Origin of the sequence: Pontibacillus salicampi (genome assembly GCF_042434395.1) — a bacterium.
Classification (GTDB): domain Bacteria; phylum Bacillota; class Bacilli; order Bacillales; family BH030062; genus Pontibacillus; species Pontibacillus salicampi.
Map to the genome: position 1 here is coordinate 71004 of NZ_JBHLTP010000004.1, position 19675 is coordinate 90678.

At 40.0% G+C, this 19675-nt stretch carries 16 protein-coding genes; 11 read left to right on the top strand and 5 right to left on the bottom strand.

Going from position 1 to position 19675, the window contains the following annotated elements; all coding sequences use genetic code 11:
* Positions 1–34: 34 nt before the first annotated feature.
* Positions 35–1462, top strand: a complete 1428-nt coding sequence (locus ACFFGV_RS07045; RefSeq protein WP_377346034.1) for an aldehyde dehydrogenase family protein — start codon at positions 35–37, stop codon at positions 1460–1462.
* Positions 1463–1573: 111 nt separating this feature from the next.
* The gene (locus ACFFGV_RS07050) at positions 1574–1777 is read left to right on the top strand and encodes a hypothetical protein (RefSeq protein WP_377346036.1); all 204 of its coding nucleotides are present in this window, start codon (positions 1574–1576) and stop codon (positions 1775–1777) included.
* A gap of 585 nt (positions 1778–2362) precedes the next feature.
* Here the strand turns inward: ACFFGV_RS07050 and ACFFGV_RS07055 are convergent.
* The gene (locus tag ACFFGV_RS07055) at positions 2363–3727 is read right to left on the bottom strand and encodes an MATE family efflux transporter (protein ID WP_377346038.1); all 1365 of its coding nucleotides are present in this window, start codon (positions 3725–3727) and stop codon (positions 2363–2365) included.
* A gap of 115 nt (positions 3728–3842) precedes the next feature.
* On the opposite strand from ACFFGV_RS07055, the gene murG reads away from it, so the two are divergent.
* Entirely contained in the window at positions 3843–4907 is a 1065-nt protein-coding gene (gene murG / locus ACFFGV_RS07060; RefSeq protein ID WP_377346040.1) for an undecaprenyldiphospho-muramoylpentapeptide beta-N-acetylglucosaminyltransferase, read from the top strand.
* A gap of 123 nt (positions 4908–5030) precedes the next feature.
* Positions 5031–5366, top strand: a complete 336-nt coding sequence (locus ACFFGV_RS07065) for a hypothetical protein (protein WP_377346042.1) — start codon at positions 5031–5033, stop codon at positions 5364–5366.
* 35 nt (positions 5367–5401) lie between these two features.
* Here ACFFGV_RS07065 and ACFFGV_RS07070 read toward each other — a convergent pair whose 3' ends face one another.
* Positions 5402–5722, bottom strand: coding sequence for a YolD-like family protein (locus ACFFGV_RS07070; RefSeq protein ID WP_377346044.1), 321 nt, complete (start codon positions 5720–5722; stop codon positions 5402–5404).
* 676 nt (positions 5723–6398) lie between these two features.
* On the opposite strand from ACFFGV_RS07070, the gene ACFFGV_RS07075 reads away from it, so the two are divergent.
* The 4 genes from ACFFGV_RS07075 (at position 6399) to ACFFGV_RS07090 (ending at position 10508) form a co-directional block, all read left to right on the top strand.
* A complete protein-coding gene (locus ACFFGV_RS07075; RefSeq protein ID WP_377346048.1) occupies positions 6399–7403 on the top strand; it encodes an ABC transporter substrate-binding protein in 1005 nt (334 codons plus the stop codon).
* A 71-nt stretch (positions 7404–7474) separates the two neighbouring features.
* Entirely contained in the window at positions 7475–8335 is an 861-nt protein-coding gene (locus tag ACFFGV_RS07080; protein WP_377346051.1) for an ABC transporter permease, read from the top strand.
* A complete protein-coding gene (locus ACFFGV_RS07085; RefSeq protein WP_377346053.1) occupies positions 8335–9564 on the top strand; it encodes a quaternary amine ABC transporter ATP-binding protein in 1230 nt (409 codons plus the stop codon). The genes ACFFGV_RS07080 and ACFFGV_RS07085 overlap by 1 nt, the downstream gene beginning before the upstream one ends.
* 110 nt (positions 9565–9674) lie before the next feature.
* Positions 9675–10508, top strand: coding sequence for an aldo/keto reductase (locus ACFFGV_RS07090; protein ID WP_377346056.1), 834 nt, complete (start codon positions 9675–9677; stop codon positions 10506–10508).
* A gap of 51 nt (positions 10509–10559) precedes the next feature.
* Here the strand turns inward: ACFFGV_RS07090 and ACFFGV_RS07095 are convergent, their stop codons facing one another.
* Genes ACFFGV_RS07095 through ACFFGV_RS07105 form a run of 3 tightly spaced genes read right to left on the bottom strand, consistent with a single transcriptional unit; the run spans position 10560 to position 14325 of the window.
* Entirely contained in the window at positions 10560–11693 is a 1134-nt protein-coding gene (locus ACFFGV_RS07095) for a Ger(x)C family spore germination protein (protein WP_377346058.1), read from the bottom strand.
* Positions 11690–12802 carry a GerAB/ArcD/ProY family transporter gene (locus tag ACFFGV_RS07100; RefSeq protein ID WP_377346060.1) on the bottom strand — a complete coding sequence of 371 codons (1113 nt, stop codon included), beginning with the start codon at positions 12800–12802 and terminating at the stop codon, positions 11690–11692. The genes ACFFGV_RS07095 and ACFFGV_RS07100 overlap by 4 nt, the downstream gene beginning before the upstream one ends.
* An 8-nt stretch (positions 12803–12810) precedes the next feature.
* Complete coding sequence (locus ACFFGV_RS07105; protein WP_377346062.1) at positions 12811–14325, bottom strand: spore germination protein; 1515 nt, start codon at positions 14323–14325, stop codon at positions 12811–12813.
* A gap of 190 nt (positions 14326–14515) precedes the next feature.
* Here ACFFGV_RS07105 and ACFFGV_RS07110 point away from each other — a divergent pair, with 190 nt between their 5' ends.
* The 3 genes from ACFFGV_RS07110 (at position 14516) to ACFFGV_RS07120 (ending at position 19634) form a co-directional block, all read left to right on the top strand.
* The gene (locus ACFFGV_RS07110) at positions 14516–15535 is read left to right on the top strand and encodes a TIGR00341 family protein (protein WP_377346064.1); all 1020 of its coding nucleotides are present in this window, start codon (positions 14516–14518) and stop codon (positions 15533–15535) included.
* A 320-nt stretch (positions 15536–15855) separates the two neighbouring features.
* On the top strand, positions 15856–17604 hold the full coding sequence (locus ACFFGV_RS07115; RefSeq protein ID WP_377346066.1) for an ABC transporter ATP-binding protein: 1749 nt from the start codon (positions 15856–15858) through the stop codon (positions 17602–17604).
* Entirely contained in the window at positions 17604–19634 is a 2031-nt protein-coding gene (locus ACFFGV_RS07120) for an ABC transporter ATP-binding protein (protein WP_377346068.1), read from the top strand. Before ACFFGV_RS07115 ends, ACFFGV_RS07120 begins: the two co-directional genes overlap by 1 nt.
* Positions 19635–19675 lie beyond the last annotated feature (41 nt).

Below are 19675 nucleotides of genomic sequence, written 5' to 3' on the forward strand. Positions count from 1 at the left end.
AAGATATTACTATATCATAAAGGAGTGCTATTCCATGACTCAGCACTATGGGTTGTTTATTAATGGAAAATGGATAGAAACACAAGAGAATAATGAAGTATTGAATAAATATTACGGTGATTTATTTGCAACCGTGTCGAAGGCTTCTGAAAAGGAAGTAGACGATGCTATATCTTCAGCAGAGGTGGCTTATAAGGAAACCTCCTTTTCCCCCTATGAACGCTATAAGGTACTCCATAGAGTAAGCGACCTGCTGCAGGCTCGCAAAGAAGAATTAGCTGGTATTATTACAAATGAAGCAGGTAAGCCAATTAAGCAAGCTAGAGCAGAAATTGACAGAGCCACACAGACCTTCGAAATTGCTGCAGAAGAGGCCAAAAGAATTCACGGCGAGGGGGTACCTGTTCAAGCAGCCCCAGGCTCAGAGAATCGAATGGCTTTTACGATTAAAGTCCCTGTAGGAGTTGTAGGTGCTATAAGTCCGTTTAATTTTCCAGTCAACCTAGTCGCCCATAAGATTGCTCCTGCTATCGCAGCTGGTAATACGGTCGTATTAAAACCCGCAAGTGTAACTCCTATTTCCTCCCTGAAATTAGCAGAGCTGTTTGAAGAAGCAGGTCTGCCGGAAGGGTTTTTGAATGTAGTAATCGGTTCTGGTTCCACAGTAGGCAACCAAATGATGGAGGATGAACGAATACATTATTATACCTTCACCGGCAGTGCAGAAGTAGGTGAAAAGCTAAAACAAAATACGGGGTTAAATAAATTAACACTTGAGCTTGGCAATAACTCCCCTGTCATTGTGGACAAAGATGCTGATGTAGAATTAGCAGCTCAGACATTAGCCCAGAAAAGCTTTGCTTATGCAGGACAAGTCTGTATTTCTGTTCAACGAATATATATCCATGAAGACGTAAGAGAGCAATTCCAGTCAGCATTCATTTCGGCTACAGAGGAGCTGCAGGTAGGCGATCCTTTTGATCCAGACACAGATGTTGGGCCAATGATTGGTGAGAAAGAAGCAGAAAGAGCTGAAGAATGGCTGCAGGAAGCGAAAGGTCAGGGAGCAGAAGTCATTCATGGCGGAAACAGGAAAGGGTCTGTACTAGAGCCGACCATCGTATCTAACGTAGACCATGCCATGAAGGTAGTATGTGAAGAGGTATTTGCACCTATTGTGACGATGATGAGCTTTACTGATTTGGATGCATGTATTAAAGAGGTGAATAAATCAGATTATGGACTACAGGGAGGTATCTTTACGAGCGATGTCAATCGAGCATTTTACGCAGCTCAGAAGGTAGAAGTTGGCGGCTTTATGATAAATGATGCCTCTCAGTATCGAGTGGATCTTATGCCGTATGGTGGTGTGAAGAATAGTGGATGGGGCAAAGAAGGTCCGAAATATGCTATTGAGGATATGACAGAGGAACGGCTCGTTGTAATGAATTTACAAGGGTAAAACGAACTCCCAGCTGAGATAAGATAAAATCAGCTGGGGGTTTTTATAGGCCATGTTAAAAACTAATGTTACTGTTGGGTTGTTCCACATAACGGGGAGAAGGTGGAAGACTTGGATTCGAGATGGTTTTCAGGGATGGTTCCTTTCCCTTTATCAGAGAAAGGTATGGCCTGGAAAACGCTCGCTTTCCTGCTGATGAATGGCCAAGCCTCCTCGAAAAATGATGGAGTAAACTCCACCCTTTTTCTGTGGGGTCTTGGCTCATCCATTTTTCAGCGGGAGTCTCCCATTTTCCAGGCCATACCTTTGCCGTAATAGGAGAACGGAACCGTCGTTTTCGCAATCAACTTAATGTATAAGAGGAATATTACCATATTTATATAAAACGAAATTGTTTCCTATCAATGGTTAAGTGTTATCTTTCATCACTTGGCTTGGTTCAAGAAATAGTTTTTTCAGCATATTTGGTTTAACACTATATAAAGATGGAGCATTTCCTTCGGCGTTGAGTGGTCGGAAATATCGTAGACTCCCGCGGAAATACGGATGTGCTGAGACCCCATAGGACAGCGTCTTTTGCTGTTGTACTGCACCCCAAAAATTGGATGTTGCGTGTCCAAATATTGGGGTTCGGCTCATGTCCGAGGAGGCTCAGCCGCAAGTAAGGAAGTTCACCTAAAAGCGCTATATCCTGTAGCAACGGTGAACGACCCCAAGTCGTGTGGGGCCGCAGGAAAGCGGGGATATTTCCGACCACTCAACTCGCCTTTCAGCAAGGGACCAACCTTATCTCGACTTCAAGTGTATGCGAATAGAAGCAATTACTACTTGATCAATAGGATAGGTTAGGAATGGGGTTACTTCTACAACGTTCGACGATATTTCCCAGGTAATTAATAGCTAAGCACTCAGTTCTTTGGAATAGGATGCATTGCGTTGAACCGTAATGAGACGGAGGAGGAGGGTGATTGCTCCTACTGCTAAACCTGTAATTAAGCCTACCCAGTATCCAGCTGGTCCTAAAAACGTATATTGCGCAAATAGATACCCGCTAGGTAAGCCAATGAGCCAATAGGAAATAAACGCCATCACTAATGTAATGTTAACATCCTTGTAGCCTCGTAACGCCCCTTGAATAGGCGCACCGAATGCATCTGATAGCTGAAAGAAAATAGCAAAGTATAAAAAATGCTTGGTCATTTGAATCACTTCTTCATTGGAACTATATAATTGAGCAACAGGATCATTAAAGAGATAAATGGCCAGCCCGCTTATCAGAGACAACACTATAGCTACGCTTATACCTAATCCACTATATTGTTTGGCATCTTTCCATCTTCCTGCCCCCACTTCAAATCCTACAGCGATCGTTAAAGCCATAGAGATACTTAATGGAAGCATATATAAAAAAGATGCGAAATTAATGGCAGCCTGGTGCGCTGCAATGGTATAGGTACTATACGTACTCATCATTAGCGTAACCGCAGCAAAGATACTCACCTCAAAAAATATAGCAAACCCTATTGGGACACCTACTTTTAATTGCTCCCACCAAGCTGATAGGGAGGGCTTTTCAATAGCACCAAAAATATAATAAGTAGAGAAGGGGCGCACTCTCCACACAATAAGCAGCGCAACGATACACGTAAACCAATAGGTAAGAGACGATGCAATACCTGCCCCAATCCCTCCAAGTGCAGGGGCGCCAAGCTTTCCAAATATAAAGATATAGTTGAAAAGGATGTTTACCGGTAAGGATAATAGAGTAATTACCATAGTGACTCTCGTTTGACCGAGGGCATCAATGAAGCAGCGAAGTGCATTGTATATAAATAAAGGTATGATTCCAGTTATGAGTGTAATAAGATAATATTTGGATATGGTACTAACATTAGCTTCCAAGCTCATTAACCGTAAAATAGGATCAAGGAGAAACCAGCCTGCAATTACGATGGTAAGAGCTAGAGCAATGGCTAAGTATATTCCTTGTCTGACGGTTGAGGGGATTTTTTCCTTTTTCTCTCCTCCAATTAACTGTGCTACGATAGGAGAAATGGCTAATAGAATACCATTAATACCTGTAAAGATAGGTACCCATAGACTAGAGCCAATCGCAACGCCTGCCAAATCATCTGCCCCCGCCTTCCCGGACATTACAGTGTCAAAGAAGTTCATGGCATACATCCCTAACTGTGTTACAAGGATGGGGAGGAGAATGTGAAGAAATAATATATTTTTTTGCTTTAAAGATGAAGTAGGATACATATAGCTCTTCCTTTTATGATTAGTATCTAATACGATAAAAGAGATTATAGCATACATTAGCAAGAACGTACGGAAATTAGAAAAAAATGGTTTAGTAGAAAGGACGACTCTCGCTATGACTTCAAAACGAATCCTCTTTACCGGTGGCGGTACAGCCGGTCATGTTATTGTTAATCTAGCTCTTATTCCCGTTTTCCAAAAGGATGGCTGGGAAGTAGATTATATAGGATCTCATAATGGCATTGAAAAAGAACTAATAGGTACCCTGCAAGGAGTAACATATTATTCAATATCAACAGGGAAATTAAGAAGATACCTCTCTAAAGAAAACGTAAAAGATCCATTTAAAGTGTTAAAAGGAACAGCTCAAGCCTTTTCCATAATACGAAAACGTAAGCCCCAAGTAATATTCTCCAAAGGGGGATTTGTTTCTGTACCAGTCGTTGCTGCAGCAAAGCTTAATCGTGTTCCAGCTATCATTCACGAGTCCGATTATACCCCTGGTTTAGCAAATAAGCTGGCCATGCGATTTGCTAAAAAAATACTTACCACCTTTCCAGAAACTAATCAATACCTTCCTGAGAAGAAAGCAGAATGGATTGGTGCAGTGGTAAGGGAGGAGCTGTTTAAAGGGAACAAACAAAAAGGTTTAGCTATGACTGGATTCACTAAGAATAAACCGATAATTCTTGTCATGGGTGGTAGCTCTGGGTCAAAGAAAATCAACGACTCCATTCGAGATAACCTGGACAGCTTGCTGCAAAAATATCAAATCGTTCACCTTTGTGGGAAGGGGAATAAGGATGAAGGAATTAATAGACCTGGTTATGTTCAATATGAATACGTTAACGAAGAGTTAAATGACTTATTTGCCATTACCGACTATGTAGTTTCCCGCGCTGGTTCCAATTCTATTTTTGAATTCCTAGCTTTACAAAAGCCTATGCTCCTAGTCCCTCTTTCCCGTCATGCAAGTAGAGGGGACCAAATCCTTAATGCAAATTCTTTTGAAAAACAAGGGTATGCCAGAATGGTAGAGGAAGAGGAACTGAACACAGACCGTTTAGAACAGGAATTAGATATGTTAGCAGAACATAAAGAAGAAATGATAGCTACTATGCAGCAGTATAAAAGTGAAAAAGCAAAAGAAAAAATCATTCAAATTATCAAGGAAGCCTAAAATAGGTTTCCTTTCTTTTTGGCATTGTTAAGATCCATGGTGATGTATAGATGATCCATCTGGCTTTCCTTTTTAAAGATAGCTACTATAATAGAATTATCAAAGGTGTTTAAGGAGGATGCTATGGATTCGGTGTATTGTCGATACTGTACAAAAGATGTAGAGGAAAGGCAGCAATTGGTGACGGCCACAAATTATTTTCGTATTCTGCCGTATCATAGACGCTGTTTTGAAAAGGTAGAAGAGGAGACGATAGCTCTTACAAGATCCTTTAAGCCAGTCAATGGACTAGCTGGAAATGTAACGGCTTTTGTTCTGTTGGCTGTTGCTTTATTATTTGCTTTTACTCCTCTATTGAGTATGATAGGGAATGTTATTGCAGTTCTATGTTTATACCCAGTTGTTCTTCGTGTTATCTCTTATTTTCTTTACGAAAGAAGAGTCACGAATAATAATTAACTAACACACTTCCCTTATTGAAGGGAGGTGTCGTTCTACTCAATAGTAACGTGAGTAATATTAAGAATATTAATCTCCTCTCCCGATCTACATAATGGGTTTATTCCATATAAAGTCTGCGTCTCTTTCACAATAGATATCAATTTAAGAGTGGAGGCTGTCGGTTGATCAAATTGTTTAATGGAAACAGTCAGATCATCATTTAACGCTCTTTGCAGCTTGAAATCAATTTCAATAGCCTGCTCTTTTGACAGTGTACCATTAGTTACTCTTTCGTCATTTTTCCATCCTTTCCTCAATTGATCTACGTGCTCAGGTGACATGTAGGTACTCCAATTTATATGAGCTTTTTTCATAAGAAACCCTCCGATAAAGGAACATATGTTCTTATTATATGTGAGCTATTCTATTCTGTACAGTATAAATTTGAATAGGAATAATAGTGAATGAATAATTAACATATTGAATAAAACCAAAGGGAAAACCTTGATATTTTCTATAAAGTTTATAAAGTTGAAGCCAAATGTTGATTATTTAAGAGAAATCTTACATAAAACGAGGGAAAACGTTAAGATTCTTATGATAAAATACCTGCTTTCAATATAACCGCAAGTTATAACAAAATATGACACTATATTCGTTTTGATTAATGCTACAAATTTTCTGTACAATTAAACTTGTCAGAAAAAAAAGAACAATGCGTTTAGGAGGCGATTCCAGAAAAGAAGGAAACAGCAAAATAGATAAATATAGAGTCCTCCCTCAAAGAAGAGATTACTATCTGTTCTAAACACCTTCCTTTTTTCTCGCACTCATATCAACCCATAAAATATGAGTGTTGGTATAAAGCATATCCTCGAGAAGATTATTATTCATACACGCTACATTAGTTACCTGCAACTCGGTAACACGCTTAATACCATAAGTAACTACTATTTTGGGAAAAGTAGTTTTTCGCAACTTTGTTAAGCATGAAATCTTGTGAGAATCTTCACAAAATATATATCTTATTATTGACGAAGGGGAAATAACATGAAAAAGAGACTATTGTGGATTGTGAGTATTTGTACGTTAGTTTTGCTGGCTGCATGCGGAGGAGATGAAGGAGCAAGCGGTCAAAAGAAAATAGATACGATTACTTTTGCTGATGCTGGCTGGGACAGTATTCGTGTACATAACAGTATAGCGTCTACCATTATTGAAAATGGCTATGACTATAACACGGATGTCACGACTGGCTCAACTCCTGCTACTGTTCAAGGAGTACGCCAAGGCGATATTAATGTGAATATGGAAATGTGGGTAGACAACATTAAAGAAGTATATACAGAAGCTATAAAAGCAGGGGATTTTGAAGAAGTATCTGTTAACTTTGATGATAATAAACAAGGGCTTTGGGTGCCAACGTATGTAATAGAAGGAGATAAGGAAAGAGGAATTGAACCAATTGCTCCAGACTTAAAAACAGTAGAAGATTTGAAGAAATATCCAGATGTATTCCAAGATCCTGAAAAACCAAGTAAAGGTAGAATAATTGGTGCACCATCTGGCTGGGCAGTTGGAGAAATATTAGCTACTAAAGTAGAGACTTATGGTTTGGAGGAGAAGTTTAATTATTTCCGTCCAGGTTCAGACTCAGCAATTGTTACCTCTCTTGCTGATGCTTATGAGTCTGGTGAACCTTGGGTTGGATATTATTGGTCTCCAACATGGGTGACGTCCTTATATGATATGACGCTTCTGGACGAGCCGGAATATAATCAAGAGCAATGGGAGAAAAATCGTGGTACGGAATTCCCTCCGAATAAAGTAACTATCGTGGTGCATAAGGATATGCCTGATCAAGCTCCGGAAGTAGTCGATTTCCTATCTAATTATGAAACGAGCAGTAAATTAACAGGAGAAGCTCTGAAGTACATGAAAGAAAATGATGCTTCTGCAGATGAAGCAGCCCTGTGGTGGTTAAAAGAAAATAAGGAGCTTTGGACAGGCTGGGTATCCGAAGATGTGGCTAAAAAAGTAGAAGAAGCATTGTAAGAGAAGCTTTAGTGGTTGGCTCTAAGAATAGAGCCAACTGCTTATTACTATAAAAAAGCGAGGGAAAACCAATGAATGGGCATTTTCCAAGTATTGAGTGGAACTTAGGAGATTATGTTGAAAGTTTTATATTATGGATAAATGATTTTTTTGAGCCTTTGTTTGATTTTATCTTTCTTATTTCATCCAGAACCATGTTAGGTATTGAACAAGGCTTATTATTTATCCCGTGGTGGATATTTATCATATTAATTGGATTGTTAGGGTGGCGTTTTAAATCAGTTGGAGCTGGTATTCTATACGCTTTCTTTATGTTTTTAGTAGGAACCTTTGGATTGTGGGATGTACTAATGACAACCATAGCTATTGTCATTACGTCTGTATTTATATCCCTGGTCATCGGAGTGCCATTAGGCGTATGGATGGCGTTCAGTAAAGGATTCTCTTTCGTAATGAGGCCGATATTAGACGCTATGCAAACAATGCCGAGCTTTGTGTACTTAATACCAGCCATTTTCTTCTTTGGTCTTGGGAACGTAGCGGCTGTTTTTGCAACATTAATATATGCATTACCGCCAGTTATTCGTTTAACAGAGCTTGCAATTCGTAATGTGGACGCGGAAGTCATTGAGTCTGCTGAGTCATTTGGCTCTTCCAGATGGCAGATGTTAAAGAAGGTTCAACTTCCTCAAGCGTTGCCTACTATCATGGCAGGAGTAAACCAGACGACCATGATGGCGTTAGCGATGGTAGTTATTGCTTCTATGGTAGGAGCGAAAGGGTTAGGGGAGCAGGTATTGATTTCCATTAACCGAATTGACTTATCCTTAGGGTTTGAGGCTGGTATTAGCATCGTATTCCTTGCTATTCTAATTGATCGAATTACAGGTGGTATCGCAGATCGCTTCCAAAAACATAGGGGGGCAAACTAATGAGTGAAAAAATGAAGATTGAGAACGTATCTAAAATTTTCGGACCTAAGCCTAAATCTATCATCCCAATGGTGCAGGAAGGGAAAGAAAAGGATGAAATTCTAGCCGAAACTGGTCACACAGTCGGCGTATATAATGCTTCTATGTCTATTAACCAGGGAGAAATCTTCGTTATTATGGGGCTTTCAGGTAGTGGGAAATCTACATTAATACGCTGTTTAAATATGCTCAACAAGCCGACGGGTGGAGCTATTTATGTCGATGGAGAAAATATTGTCGATTATAATAAGGCTGATTTAAAGAAGTACCGTCAGGATAAGATTGCAATGGTATTCCAGCATTTCGGCCTGTTTAGTCATAGGACGGTGCTAGGTAATGTGGAATATGGACTGGAAATTCGTGGAGTAGAGAAGGAAGAGCGGCACGAAATTGCTTTAAAAAATATCGAGGTAGTGGGTCTGAAAGGGTATGAAGATAAATATCCAGATGAACTATCAGGGGGAATGCAGCAAAGGGTAGGTCTTGCCAGGGCTCTTGCAAATGATCCAGATATTCTGTTGATGGATGAGCCGTTTAGTGCTCTAGATCCACTCATTAGAAGGGAAATGCAGCTAGAGCTGTTAGACATTCAGGAACGATTACAAAAAACCATTATCTTCATTACTCATGATGTAAATGAAGCTTTTAAAATCGGAGATCGTGTTGCCGTCATGAAGGACGGGAAGGTAGTCCAAATTGGGACTCCTGAGGATATTTTAGATGAACCAGCAAATGACTATATTGCTAACTTTATTGCCGATATAGATCGATCAAAGGTATTACAGGCTAACCATATAATGATAAAACCAAATGCACTTGTCTCCGTGAAGGATGGCTTGAAGGTAGCTATTCGGGAGATGGAGGAGAATGGCATTTCCAGTGTGTTTGTAGTAGATAGACAACGTCATTTACAAGGGATTGTAACAATTGATGATGCGATTGAAGGGCTGCGGAATAAACAGACGCTGCAGGACGTAATGAGAATAGAAGAGTTTGAAATTGTCCAGGCAGATGATTATGTTCACGATTTAATTCCGAAGGCTTTGTATTCTAAATATCCCCTAGCGGTAGTCAATGAAGAAGGTAGAGTGATTGGCTTTATTCTCCGAGTTCATGTACTTGCTGGGCTTACAGGAGATGAAGCGGTAAGGGAATCGGAAGAACATCAAGAGATACCTGCTAATATGTAATACATTGGAGCATAGCGAGTAATTCTTGCTATGCTTTTTAGTTGTCCTTTCCCCTTATGTTCAGGTAGGATAAAAAGTGGAAATAGATAACAGAAGGGAGTAAGGATAAGATGAGCTTAACGACAATGACTACTCTTCATAATGGAGTGCAAATGCCGTGGGTCGGTCTTGGTGTGTATAAGATGGAAGAAGGCTCTGGTGAAGTGAAGGATGCCGTATTGTCTGCATTAGATGTTGGATATCGCAGCATCGATACCGCCTCTTTCTACGAAAATGAAGAAGGGGTTGGCGCTGCATTGGCGGAAACCTCTATTCCACGTGAAGAGCTCTTTGTAACAACAAAGGTTTGGAACGATGAACAAGGGTATCAGGAAACGTTAGACGCTTTTGAACGTAGCATGGACAAACTTGGTCTAGACTACCTCGATTTATATCTTATCCATTGGCCTGTTCCTGGTAAGTATAAAGAATCTTGGCGTGCTTTAGAGAAGCTTTATCAGGATGGGAAAGTAAAAGCTATCGGTGTGAGTAATTTCATGGAGCATCATCTAGATGACTTATTACTAGAGGCCAACATTACACCAATGGTCAATCAGGTTGAATTTCATCCACAGCTAAATCTACCGACATTACGTCAGTATTGCCAGAACAAACACATACAACTGGAAGCCTGGTCTCCTCTCGCAAGAGGTAACTATTTCGAGGATGAAACAATTCAAGAATTGGCTGCAACCTATAACAAGACTCCTGCTCAAATTATATTACGTTGGGATTATCAGCATCACGTTGTGACTATACCAAAGTCTACAAAAAAACATCGTCAGCAGGAAAACGCGGATATTTTTGACTTTGCTTTAACTACAGAAGAAATGGCTCGTTTAGATAATTTGAACGAGAACAAGCGTTTAGGACCACATCCAGACGAATTTGATTATGATGCATAAAAGTCGACTTTTGAACCTCCGCTGCACGATGAAGCAGTGGAGGTTCTGTATTTAGTTGACGATGCCTGTACGAAGAAGCTTTGTATTAATGTTGAAGTTTACTTTAATATCTGGATAGATTTCTCTCCACTTGTCACCTTCTAATGCATCGACCCCCGCATACTTTTGATATTCGAGGCCAAACCCAATTGGATCAGATTTCATTTCTATTAACTTACCCAATAGCTGTTCTAACTGTAGAGTAATATTCGTTTCAATTGCTTTCTCTAATTCCTTGACGGTATTTTTGTCGTCGAGCTTAAGGTCCTCGGATATCTCTAATAATCTTGCCTGTAATTCAATGTTCACATCAAATTCTAGTGCTTTTGGATCCTTCATTTCAATGTTTGCTTTGCTTCGTATTTGATCCATATCTAAATAAATGCCTTTTAATTCTTCGAATTCTTCTGTTTCGCTCTTTACTTTTAGAAAAGGGGACTTGGGAATAACTAGCTCTAAATGACCTGATTTGTATTTAGAATTGATGAGCTTAATATAGAACCCCTCTTTGGCAGAAATTTTGCCAACCATTTTGTCATTTTGAAGTATAGCAAGATTGCGGATAGTCGCTTTTGAATTTTCAACGTTAATCAGTGGTATGATTGGATCGGAACCGTGGTCGAAATAATTGTATAAGAATTCATGTAATGTAGTATCTGGAATTTTTTCATCCTTTATATTTTTCTCCAGCAGCTGATGTAAATAGGTCCCTATGTTTGGGGCATCTTCAAAGTTATTAGCTGTTAGTACTTCGTTTGCAGTTGTTTCGCTAATGGCGATATAAAGCATATCGGCAATATCGGCATCCCTGTCCATGGTATCCATTAGTCTAATCATGCCTTTTTCAGCCATATCACTTCCATACATAATAAGCCGAAGCTGGCCTGAAACAAGCTCCTTACTTGTTTTCAGACTGGCATCGTGCATTAATCCCTTAGCTGTTTTTGCTTGACTCGTAATAATTTGTGAAATATTCGTTGCATTTGGATCGAATTGAAACAATACGTGTGTTCCTTCCACCCATCCGTTCTCCATCAAATCGTACCCCACAACAGTAATGATACCAAGCCGTTCAATGTACTTTTTTTCTACACAAGCCGTTAGCAAGAGCACTAGACAGCAAAAAGGTAACAAAAGCTTCTTCATGACGAGTTCCTCCCTTTAGCTATCCATTTCTTTACCGTAACTAAAATAGCTAGCAGGAATGGGTAAACAAAAACAGTATAAAACCCGACCTGGGCTGTAATGTCCGTTAATGTGTTTACGCTCATTCTGTATTCAAACAAATTGACAAATATATATAAGAGAATAACGATGACAAAGAGAGCGTGTTTTTGTTTTACATGATAGAGGCGCTTGGCCCCGTAGCTTACTAGCCAGGTGAATAATACAATATTGGGCAGGACAACGAACATCCATAGGGCGACAGCTAGAAAATCAAATCGTTCCAATATGGACAGCTGGATAATTTTAAACATCGCTAAAGTAGGCCATATTTGTTCTTCTAGTTGGGGACCGCTAAAATAGCCTATGGAAACAAAAGTAACCAGAAACGTAAGGATGGTTGTGAGTAGGACTGCTAAATGAGCAGCCAGCGGTGCCTTCTCTTTATTGGTGATGAATGGATAAACAAAGAACAGGATTTCCAGCCCTAATACGGAGAAGGTGGTCTTATATGCACCAGCCATTAACTCCTGTGGAGAAGCCTGGAGTATTGGAAAATATAAATCAAGATTAATTAATTTTATGGGTTCATATAACGCAATCACCATCCAGATCGTAGATAGGAAAAAGATGTACGCCACTCCGACTACTACTCTAAATCCTCCTAAAATAGCGTAAAGCGCTAGAAATAACAGGAAGAAGGTAATTTGAAAGGTTGGCATGTTAGGAAAAATAAACACCTGGACTACCTCTGTGTAATTAAGAATGACGCTGCTCGTTACTGTAAAGATATATGCTAAATATATTGATCCTAACAAGAGGCTGATATATTTTCCGAAAATATCCTTTTGGATCATGAAGAGGTCGCCATTTTCATACTGCCTTAGGATATACAGCATGACAATAATGGTGACATGCAAGAAAACACCAGCAATTAACACTGAAATCCAGGCACTGTTCTTCGCTTCCTTATAAATGATTTGCGGCACACCCATTAGCCCTGCGCCGATCTGCAGGGTGTGGATGACGAAGAATAAATAGAAGGCTGTAATCTGTGCGTTTGGTTTTATGTTTGGACCCGATGTATGCATATAAATCCCTACTCATCTATGTCTTTTTTCTCCTTGGCTTTTTTAGCTGAATAACTGTTTGTGTCTTTCGGTTGATTAGCAAACGGTCTGGTGGTGCTGTAGCTCCATGGCATTCGAAACAGAGAATTGTTTAAATCTCTAAGCTGCAAAGGATAAAGCGGTGCTAAATAAGGACGACCTATGGAGGTCACTTTCAATAAATGAATAATCAGAAAGGCGAGCATGGAAAAAATGCCAATCAATCCCCATAATCCTGCAAAAATAATCGTTGGGAATCGTATGATTCGAATAGCAGTTCCCATCATATAGCTCGGTGCTGTGAAGGAAGCAAGTGCACTCAAGGCAATAATGATAATAAGAATGTTACTGGTGAAACCTGCTTTAACTGCAGCCTGACCAAGTACAATACCTCCCACAATACCCATCGTCTGACCAACCTTAGTCGGCAGTCGGGCTCCTGCTTCTCGCAGCAGCTCAATGAGTAATTCGAGAAGCAAAGCTTCCAGCACCGGAGGAAACGGCACGTTCGCTCTTGATTTACCTAAAGAAACTAAAAGGGAGGAAGGTATTACTTCATAATGGAACGTAAGAGCAGCAACATAAGCTGGTGTAAGGATGATAGAAATAATCATAGCAACAACACGTAATATCCGAATAAAACTCCCCATGTTCCAGCGCATATATATATCTTCTGTCGATTCAAGAAATGTAAAGGCAGTAGAAGGTGCAATCAGAACGTTTGGACTTTTATCCAGCAGAACTCCCACTTTCCCCTTACTCAAGGAATAGCATAATCGGTCAGGCAGTTCCGTTTGAAGTAGCTGAGGGAACACACTCGACGATTTATCTTCAATCATCTGTGCCAATATTGTGCTATCAATCACATCATCCACTACCAAATCTTCTATTCGTTGAATGACGGTTTGTACGTTGTCCTGATCTGCTAAAGAGTCTAAGTAAATAACTCGAACCTCGGTAGGAATTCTTTCTCCGACGATGATTTTCTTTGTTTGCAGGTCAGGAGTATCCATTCTCCACTGAATAATATTCAGATTTGTAACGATGGATTCTGTGAAGGCCAGCTGTGGACCAAAGACAAGCGACTCGTTCTCTGCTTTCGCAACTGCCCTGCGCTCTAATTCTGGTATAAGATATGTTAATGCTTTTTCATCATTCTCTACATAAATACACACAGACCCTTGGATTAATTTTTCTGCGATGGTTTTCACATCATCCTGGGTAGAGCCACCCCCAAGCGGCAATTCGTTCATAATCGCAGTATGGTCCAGTGGAGATGCTTGGATATGAATTAGAGGAGGTAATAGGCTCTTATTCAGCTGATCCTTTTTGATTTGATATGTGATATAAAAAACAGCAACCTTTTTCTGCTGAATGGTAAATTCAGCCATGTTTAAATCTGTGTTTTCTTTAAAAACATCCTTTAGCTTTTGATGGAGCGCATCAATAGTAAAAGGGAAATGACTGCTGTTACTAGTATTGGAAGATGCTTTCTTTCTCCTCATGGACTCACCACCATTCGTTAGCTTTAGTGTTAGTATGAGAGGAATTGGGAGATTTATGAGGAGAAAGAAAAATTAACAATAGGCAAGCTATTTTAAGAAATAGGCTACACATAATAAATAACGCTCTATTACATACTAGATAGCAATTAAGAAAGAAAAGTGACGTCGGTCATTAAAGGATTGATGGAAGATGAGTCTCCAATTAATTGAAGCATATATTCCTAATAAGCATTTTGAATCTGTAAATGGGAATTTGCGAGAACTGCCACATACATCCTATTGGGTTTCTAGTGAATCGAAAGAGCGGATGCTTGTCCGTATATTAGTGGACACAGACGAGGTGGAAGAAGTATTGAATTATTTAGAAAGTGTCTCGAACGTGGTCGAAGGCTTCGAGACCATGCTTATTCCCGTCCGTACGTATTTATCAAGAGCTACGATTAATGAGGAAGCAGAAGAAGAGAAGGAAATAGAAGAAAAGGAAGAGAAGGCGATGCTTCTTCGTGCCAGTCGTCATGAATTAATTTCGTATGTTGAGAAAAATAGTGTGACAACGTTAAATTATACGCTATTAATATTTTTATCAGCAGTCGTTGGGACAATGGGGTTTATTAAAGATAGTGAGGCTGTTGTTATCGGTTCTATGGTCATTGCCCCATTAATTGGACCTGTCATTGCCACGGCATTTGCTGCCATTCTTGGCGATTACAAGCTGTTAGGGAAAGCTGCGTTAACCTCATTTATTGGTGTTGGGATAGTTGTATGTATAGCTATTTTATTTAATATGATTTTTGATATTGATATCAGTACTAAACAGTATATTACTAGAACGGATGTGACCATTTTTGACTTCTTTTTGGCACTGGCTGCTGGAGCAGCTGGTTCGATTGCGACGCTGAACAGAAAGTCAGGTAATCTTGTAGGAGTAATGGTTGCTGTTGCTTTATTACCTCCAAATATAGCTTTAGGTATGTCGATTGGGAAGGGACTTTGGCAAGAAATGTACGGCTCCCTTCTACTCGTGCTGGTCAACATTATGTGTATCTTGCTTTCGGCTGTAATCGTCTTTTCATTAACAGGGATTCGTCCTGTCCGCTGGAAGGAAGTTCAACGAGCCAATGTTTCAAGGTCTTTGTCCATTGTCTTTGTATTGATGATTGTCGTTTCATTATTAGCCGTTATTTTTCTTGGTAAAGGGATTGGGCTTTAGAAGAAAGAAAATGTTTTGTAAATAGTATTGACTTAAGATTTGGAAAATTATATAATCTTTACATCCAATAGAGAGGAGGTTACACGATGAAGAATGTATTTGATTGCCATGAATTGAATAGTACGTGTGACCTCTGCTCTGTATTCGTATGATTACGAATTCCATTTCCCATACATACGTATAGGGGGAAAGTATGAAGTCACATCAACAGTGTTGTGGCTTTTTTGTATGCAGTTAGCGCATGCGTCACAGGACGTATGTGCTTTTTTTTGTGAGATTTGATAGAAATGGCCGGAATATCGAAGGAAGAGGGTGAGAACATGTTCTCCGTTTTAGGGAAGTTACAATGGTTTTTTAAAGAGCATTGGTTACGGTATACATTTGCAATCGTATTATTAACGTGTGCGTCCTTTCTGGAAATCATTCCTCCTAAGCTGGTAGGAATCGCGATAGACGAAATTCAATTTGAAACACTGACTAGCAGTAGGCTAATGGAGCTGATTACATGGTACGTTCTGTTGATTGTGGGAGGGTATGTTCTTTCCTATATTTGGGGTTATATGCTTTTCGGTGGAGCTTTTATTCTCGAAAGAAAACTTCGCTCGAACTTAATGGAGCATTTTTTAAGAATGACTCCTGCATTTTTTGGTAAATATCGAACTGGAGATCTAATGGCGCGCTCTACAAATGATTTAAAAGCAATTTCCATGACGACAGGATTTGGGATTTTAACCTTAGTAGACTCCACATTTTACATGATTATGATTGTTGGTGTTATGTTCCTTACTATAAGCTGGAAGCTGACACTGGCAGCATTACTGCCTCTACCCATTATGGCCATTCTTATTAATCGCTACGGAAAAGCGATTCACGAACGGTTCACGAAAGCTCAATCCGCCTTTAGTGATATGAACGATAATGTTCTGGAATCTGTAAGAGGAGTGAGAGTAATCAGGGCATTTGTACAGGAGCAGCAGGATGAGCTGCGCTTTCATGACATGACAGAGGACGTGTATAACAAAAATGTGGAAGTAGCAAAAATCGACGCAATGTTCGAGCCAACCATTAAAGTGTTAGTTGGTCTCTCTTATACAATTGGTCTTGGCTATGGTGCTAACTTGGTATTTACCAATGCGATAACCCTAGGTCAGCTTGTTTCCTTTAACGTCTACCTTGGAATGCTTATATGGCCTATGTTCGCTGTCGGGGAACTCATTAACGTTATGCAGCGAGGAAATGCATCTCTAGACCGCGTTAACGAAACACTTGATTACCCTTTGGATGTACAGGATCCAGAAGTTCCCAAACAGGTAGATCTCCCAAGGACAATTGTGTTTGATGATGTATCCTTTCGGTATCCAGAGACTACTTCTCCGCAATTAGAGGGCATTAATGTGAAGGTTCTCCAAGGGGATACTATAGGTGTTGTTGGGAAAACAGGTGCTGGAAAAACGACCTTCTTTAAACAGCTATTGCGAGATTATAGTGACATGGAGGGGAATCTTACTATCGAGGGAGCTTCTATAAGAGAATTGGCCCTTGATACGACAAGAGGTTGGATTGGCTATGTTCCACAGGATCAAGTATTGTTTTCTAAAACAGTTAGGGAAAATATACAATTTGGACTAGAAAATGCTTCAGATGAGCAGATTAACCGAATATTAGAGCTTGCTCACCTTAAAGATGACATTGATCATTTACCAAAAGGACTGGATACTCTGGTAGGGGAGAGCGGGGTTACCTTATCTGGTGGTCAGAAACAGCGTGTCTCTCTGGCAAGAGCCCTTATTATGGATCCTGAAATTCTGATTCTTGATGACTCTTTATCAGCAGTTGATGGTAAAACAGAGGCAAATATCATTAAGCATTTGAGAGAAGAGCGAAGTCATAAGACTACCTTTATATCAGCTCACCGATTATCAGCTGTACAGCATGCAGACCAAATTCTTGTACTAGATGCAGGAAAGATAGTGGAGCGTGGAACCCATGAAAAGCTGATGGAAGATCAAGGGTGGTATTATGAACAGTTTACAAAACAGCAAATGGGGGATGAGGAGGAGAGCAGCTAATGAAAGCGTCAACGGAGAAACGTTTGTTTCATTACGCAATGCATTACAAAAAAACAATTGCATTTGGATTGATTTGTTTAACATTAGCCGTTGCTCTAGAGTTAACAGGTCCTTTAATTGCCAAGCGATTAATTGATGAACACATCCTTGGAATTGAAGATCAGTGGTACGCTGTAGAGGATACGGACAGCACGCACGCAGTCACATATAAAGGAGAAGCTTATATTAGAGCTGATCGTATAGAGGGAACGCCACCTGAAGAGGCGGCAACGATTGTTCAAGCTGGGAAGAGCTTTTATTTTACAAAGGAATTTGTTCCAACGACCGGAAAAAAGGATTTCGAGGATGGGATCCTAACTATATCGACACCAGAACAAGCGGTGGAGGTTCCAGCAGAGAAACTCGCTGTTGGGGAGCTCTATTCGTTCTTTGCTCCGGAAACAAACGCCATTATATGGTTACTCGTTTTATATGTAATATTACTATTAATCTCTGCAGGCTTTCAGTATGGGCAGACTTTTTTTCTTCAAATTGCCTCAAATAAAATTATTCAGAAGATGCGAAAGGATGTTTTTGCTCATATACAGCGGGTACCCATTCCTTACTTCATAAATCGTCCAGCCGGTAAAATTGTAGCAAGAGTGACAAACGATACAGAAGCAATTCGAGAGCTATATGAAAAAGTATTAGCAACCTTCGTTACGAGTGCTATTTATATGACAGGGATTTATATCGCTTTGTTCTTACTGAATGCTAAACTTGCATCTATTTGCTTAATACTGGTTCCGATAATATGGGCATGGATGCAGCTATATAAGCGATTAGCAGGTAAATACAATGAAGTAATCCGGTCTACCATTAGTGACATAAATGGCAATATTAATGAAGCTATCCAAGGGATGCCTATCATACAAGCATTTCGCAGGCAGAAGCAATCCACGGAGGAATTTGAGGAAATGAATGAGAAGCATTTTACCTACCAGAATAAGATGCTTCATCTTAATTCACTAACCTCCTTTAATCTCGTCAATGCATTAAGAAATATTGCTTTCGTCGTATTTATCTGGTACTTCGGAGGGGCATCGCTAGGTGCTTCAGACATTGTTTCGGTTGGATTGCTTTATGCCTTCGTGGATTATCTGAATAGATTATTTCAACCAGTCACAGATGTGGTCAATCAGTTAGCGCAGCTAGAACAAGCACGTGTTTCAGCTGGCCGCGTGTTTGAATTAATGGACCATGAAGGGGAGGATGTAAATAATAAGCCTATTCCATCCTACCGAGGCGATATAACGTTCCGTCAGGTTTCCTTTAGCTATAACGGAAAAGAGAATGTGTTACAGGATATCTCCTTCCAAGCAAAGCACGGGGAGACAGTTGCTTTTGTGGGGCATACGGGTTCTGGAAAAAGCTCCATAATGAATTTGCTGTTTCGTTTTTATGATCCACAGCATGGTGTGATAGAAATTGATGGCATCGATACTCTTTCCTTGTCACGCCAGCAGGTTAGGAGTCACATGGGAATAGTGCTTCAGGATCCGTTTCTATTTGCTGGAACAATTGTATCTAACGTAACCATGGGGGATCCTTCTATTTCAAGAGAAACCGCCATAGAGGCGTTGCAAAAAGTAGGGGCACATCATTTTATTGAACAGCTCCCTAATCAATATGATGAACCAGTTAAAGAAAAAGGAAGCACCCTGTCAGCTGGAGAAAGGCAGCTTATTTCCTTCGCTCGAGCTCTTGCGTTTAACCCATCCATTCTGATCTTGGATGAGGCAACAGCTAATATAGATACAGAAACAGAGAGTGTCATCCAAACAGCACTGCACGTATTGAAGCAAGGACGTACGACACTGGTTATAGCACACCGGTTATCGACCATTCAACAGGCGGATTGTATTTTTGTGCTCGACCATGGACGCATCGTTGAGAATGGCAACCATGATTCCTTGCTAGAGAAGGAAGGGATATACTACCAAATGTATCAAATGCAAAAGCGCGGACTGGAAGCCGCAGCATTTTCGTAGCATAATAGAAGATAGGTACCTAGTGTGCCTATCTTTTTCTT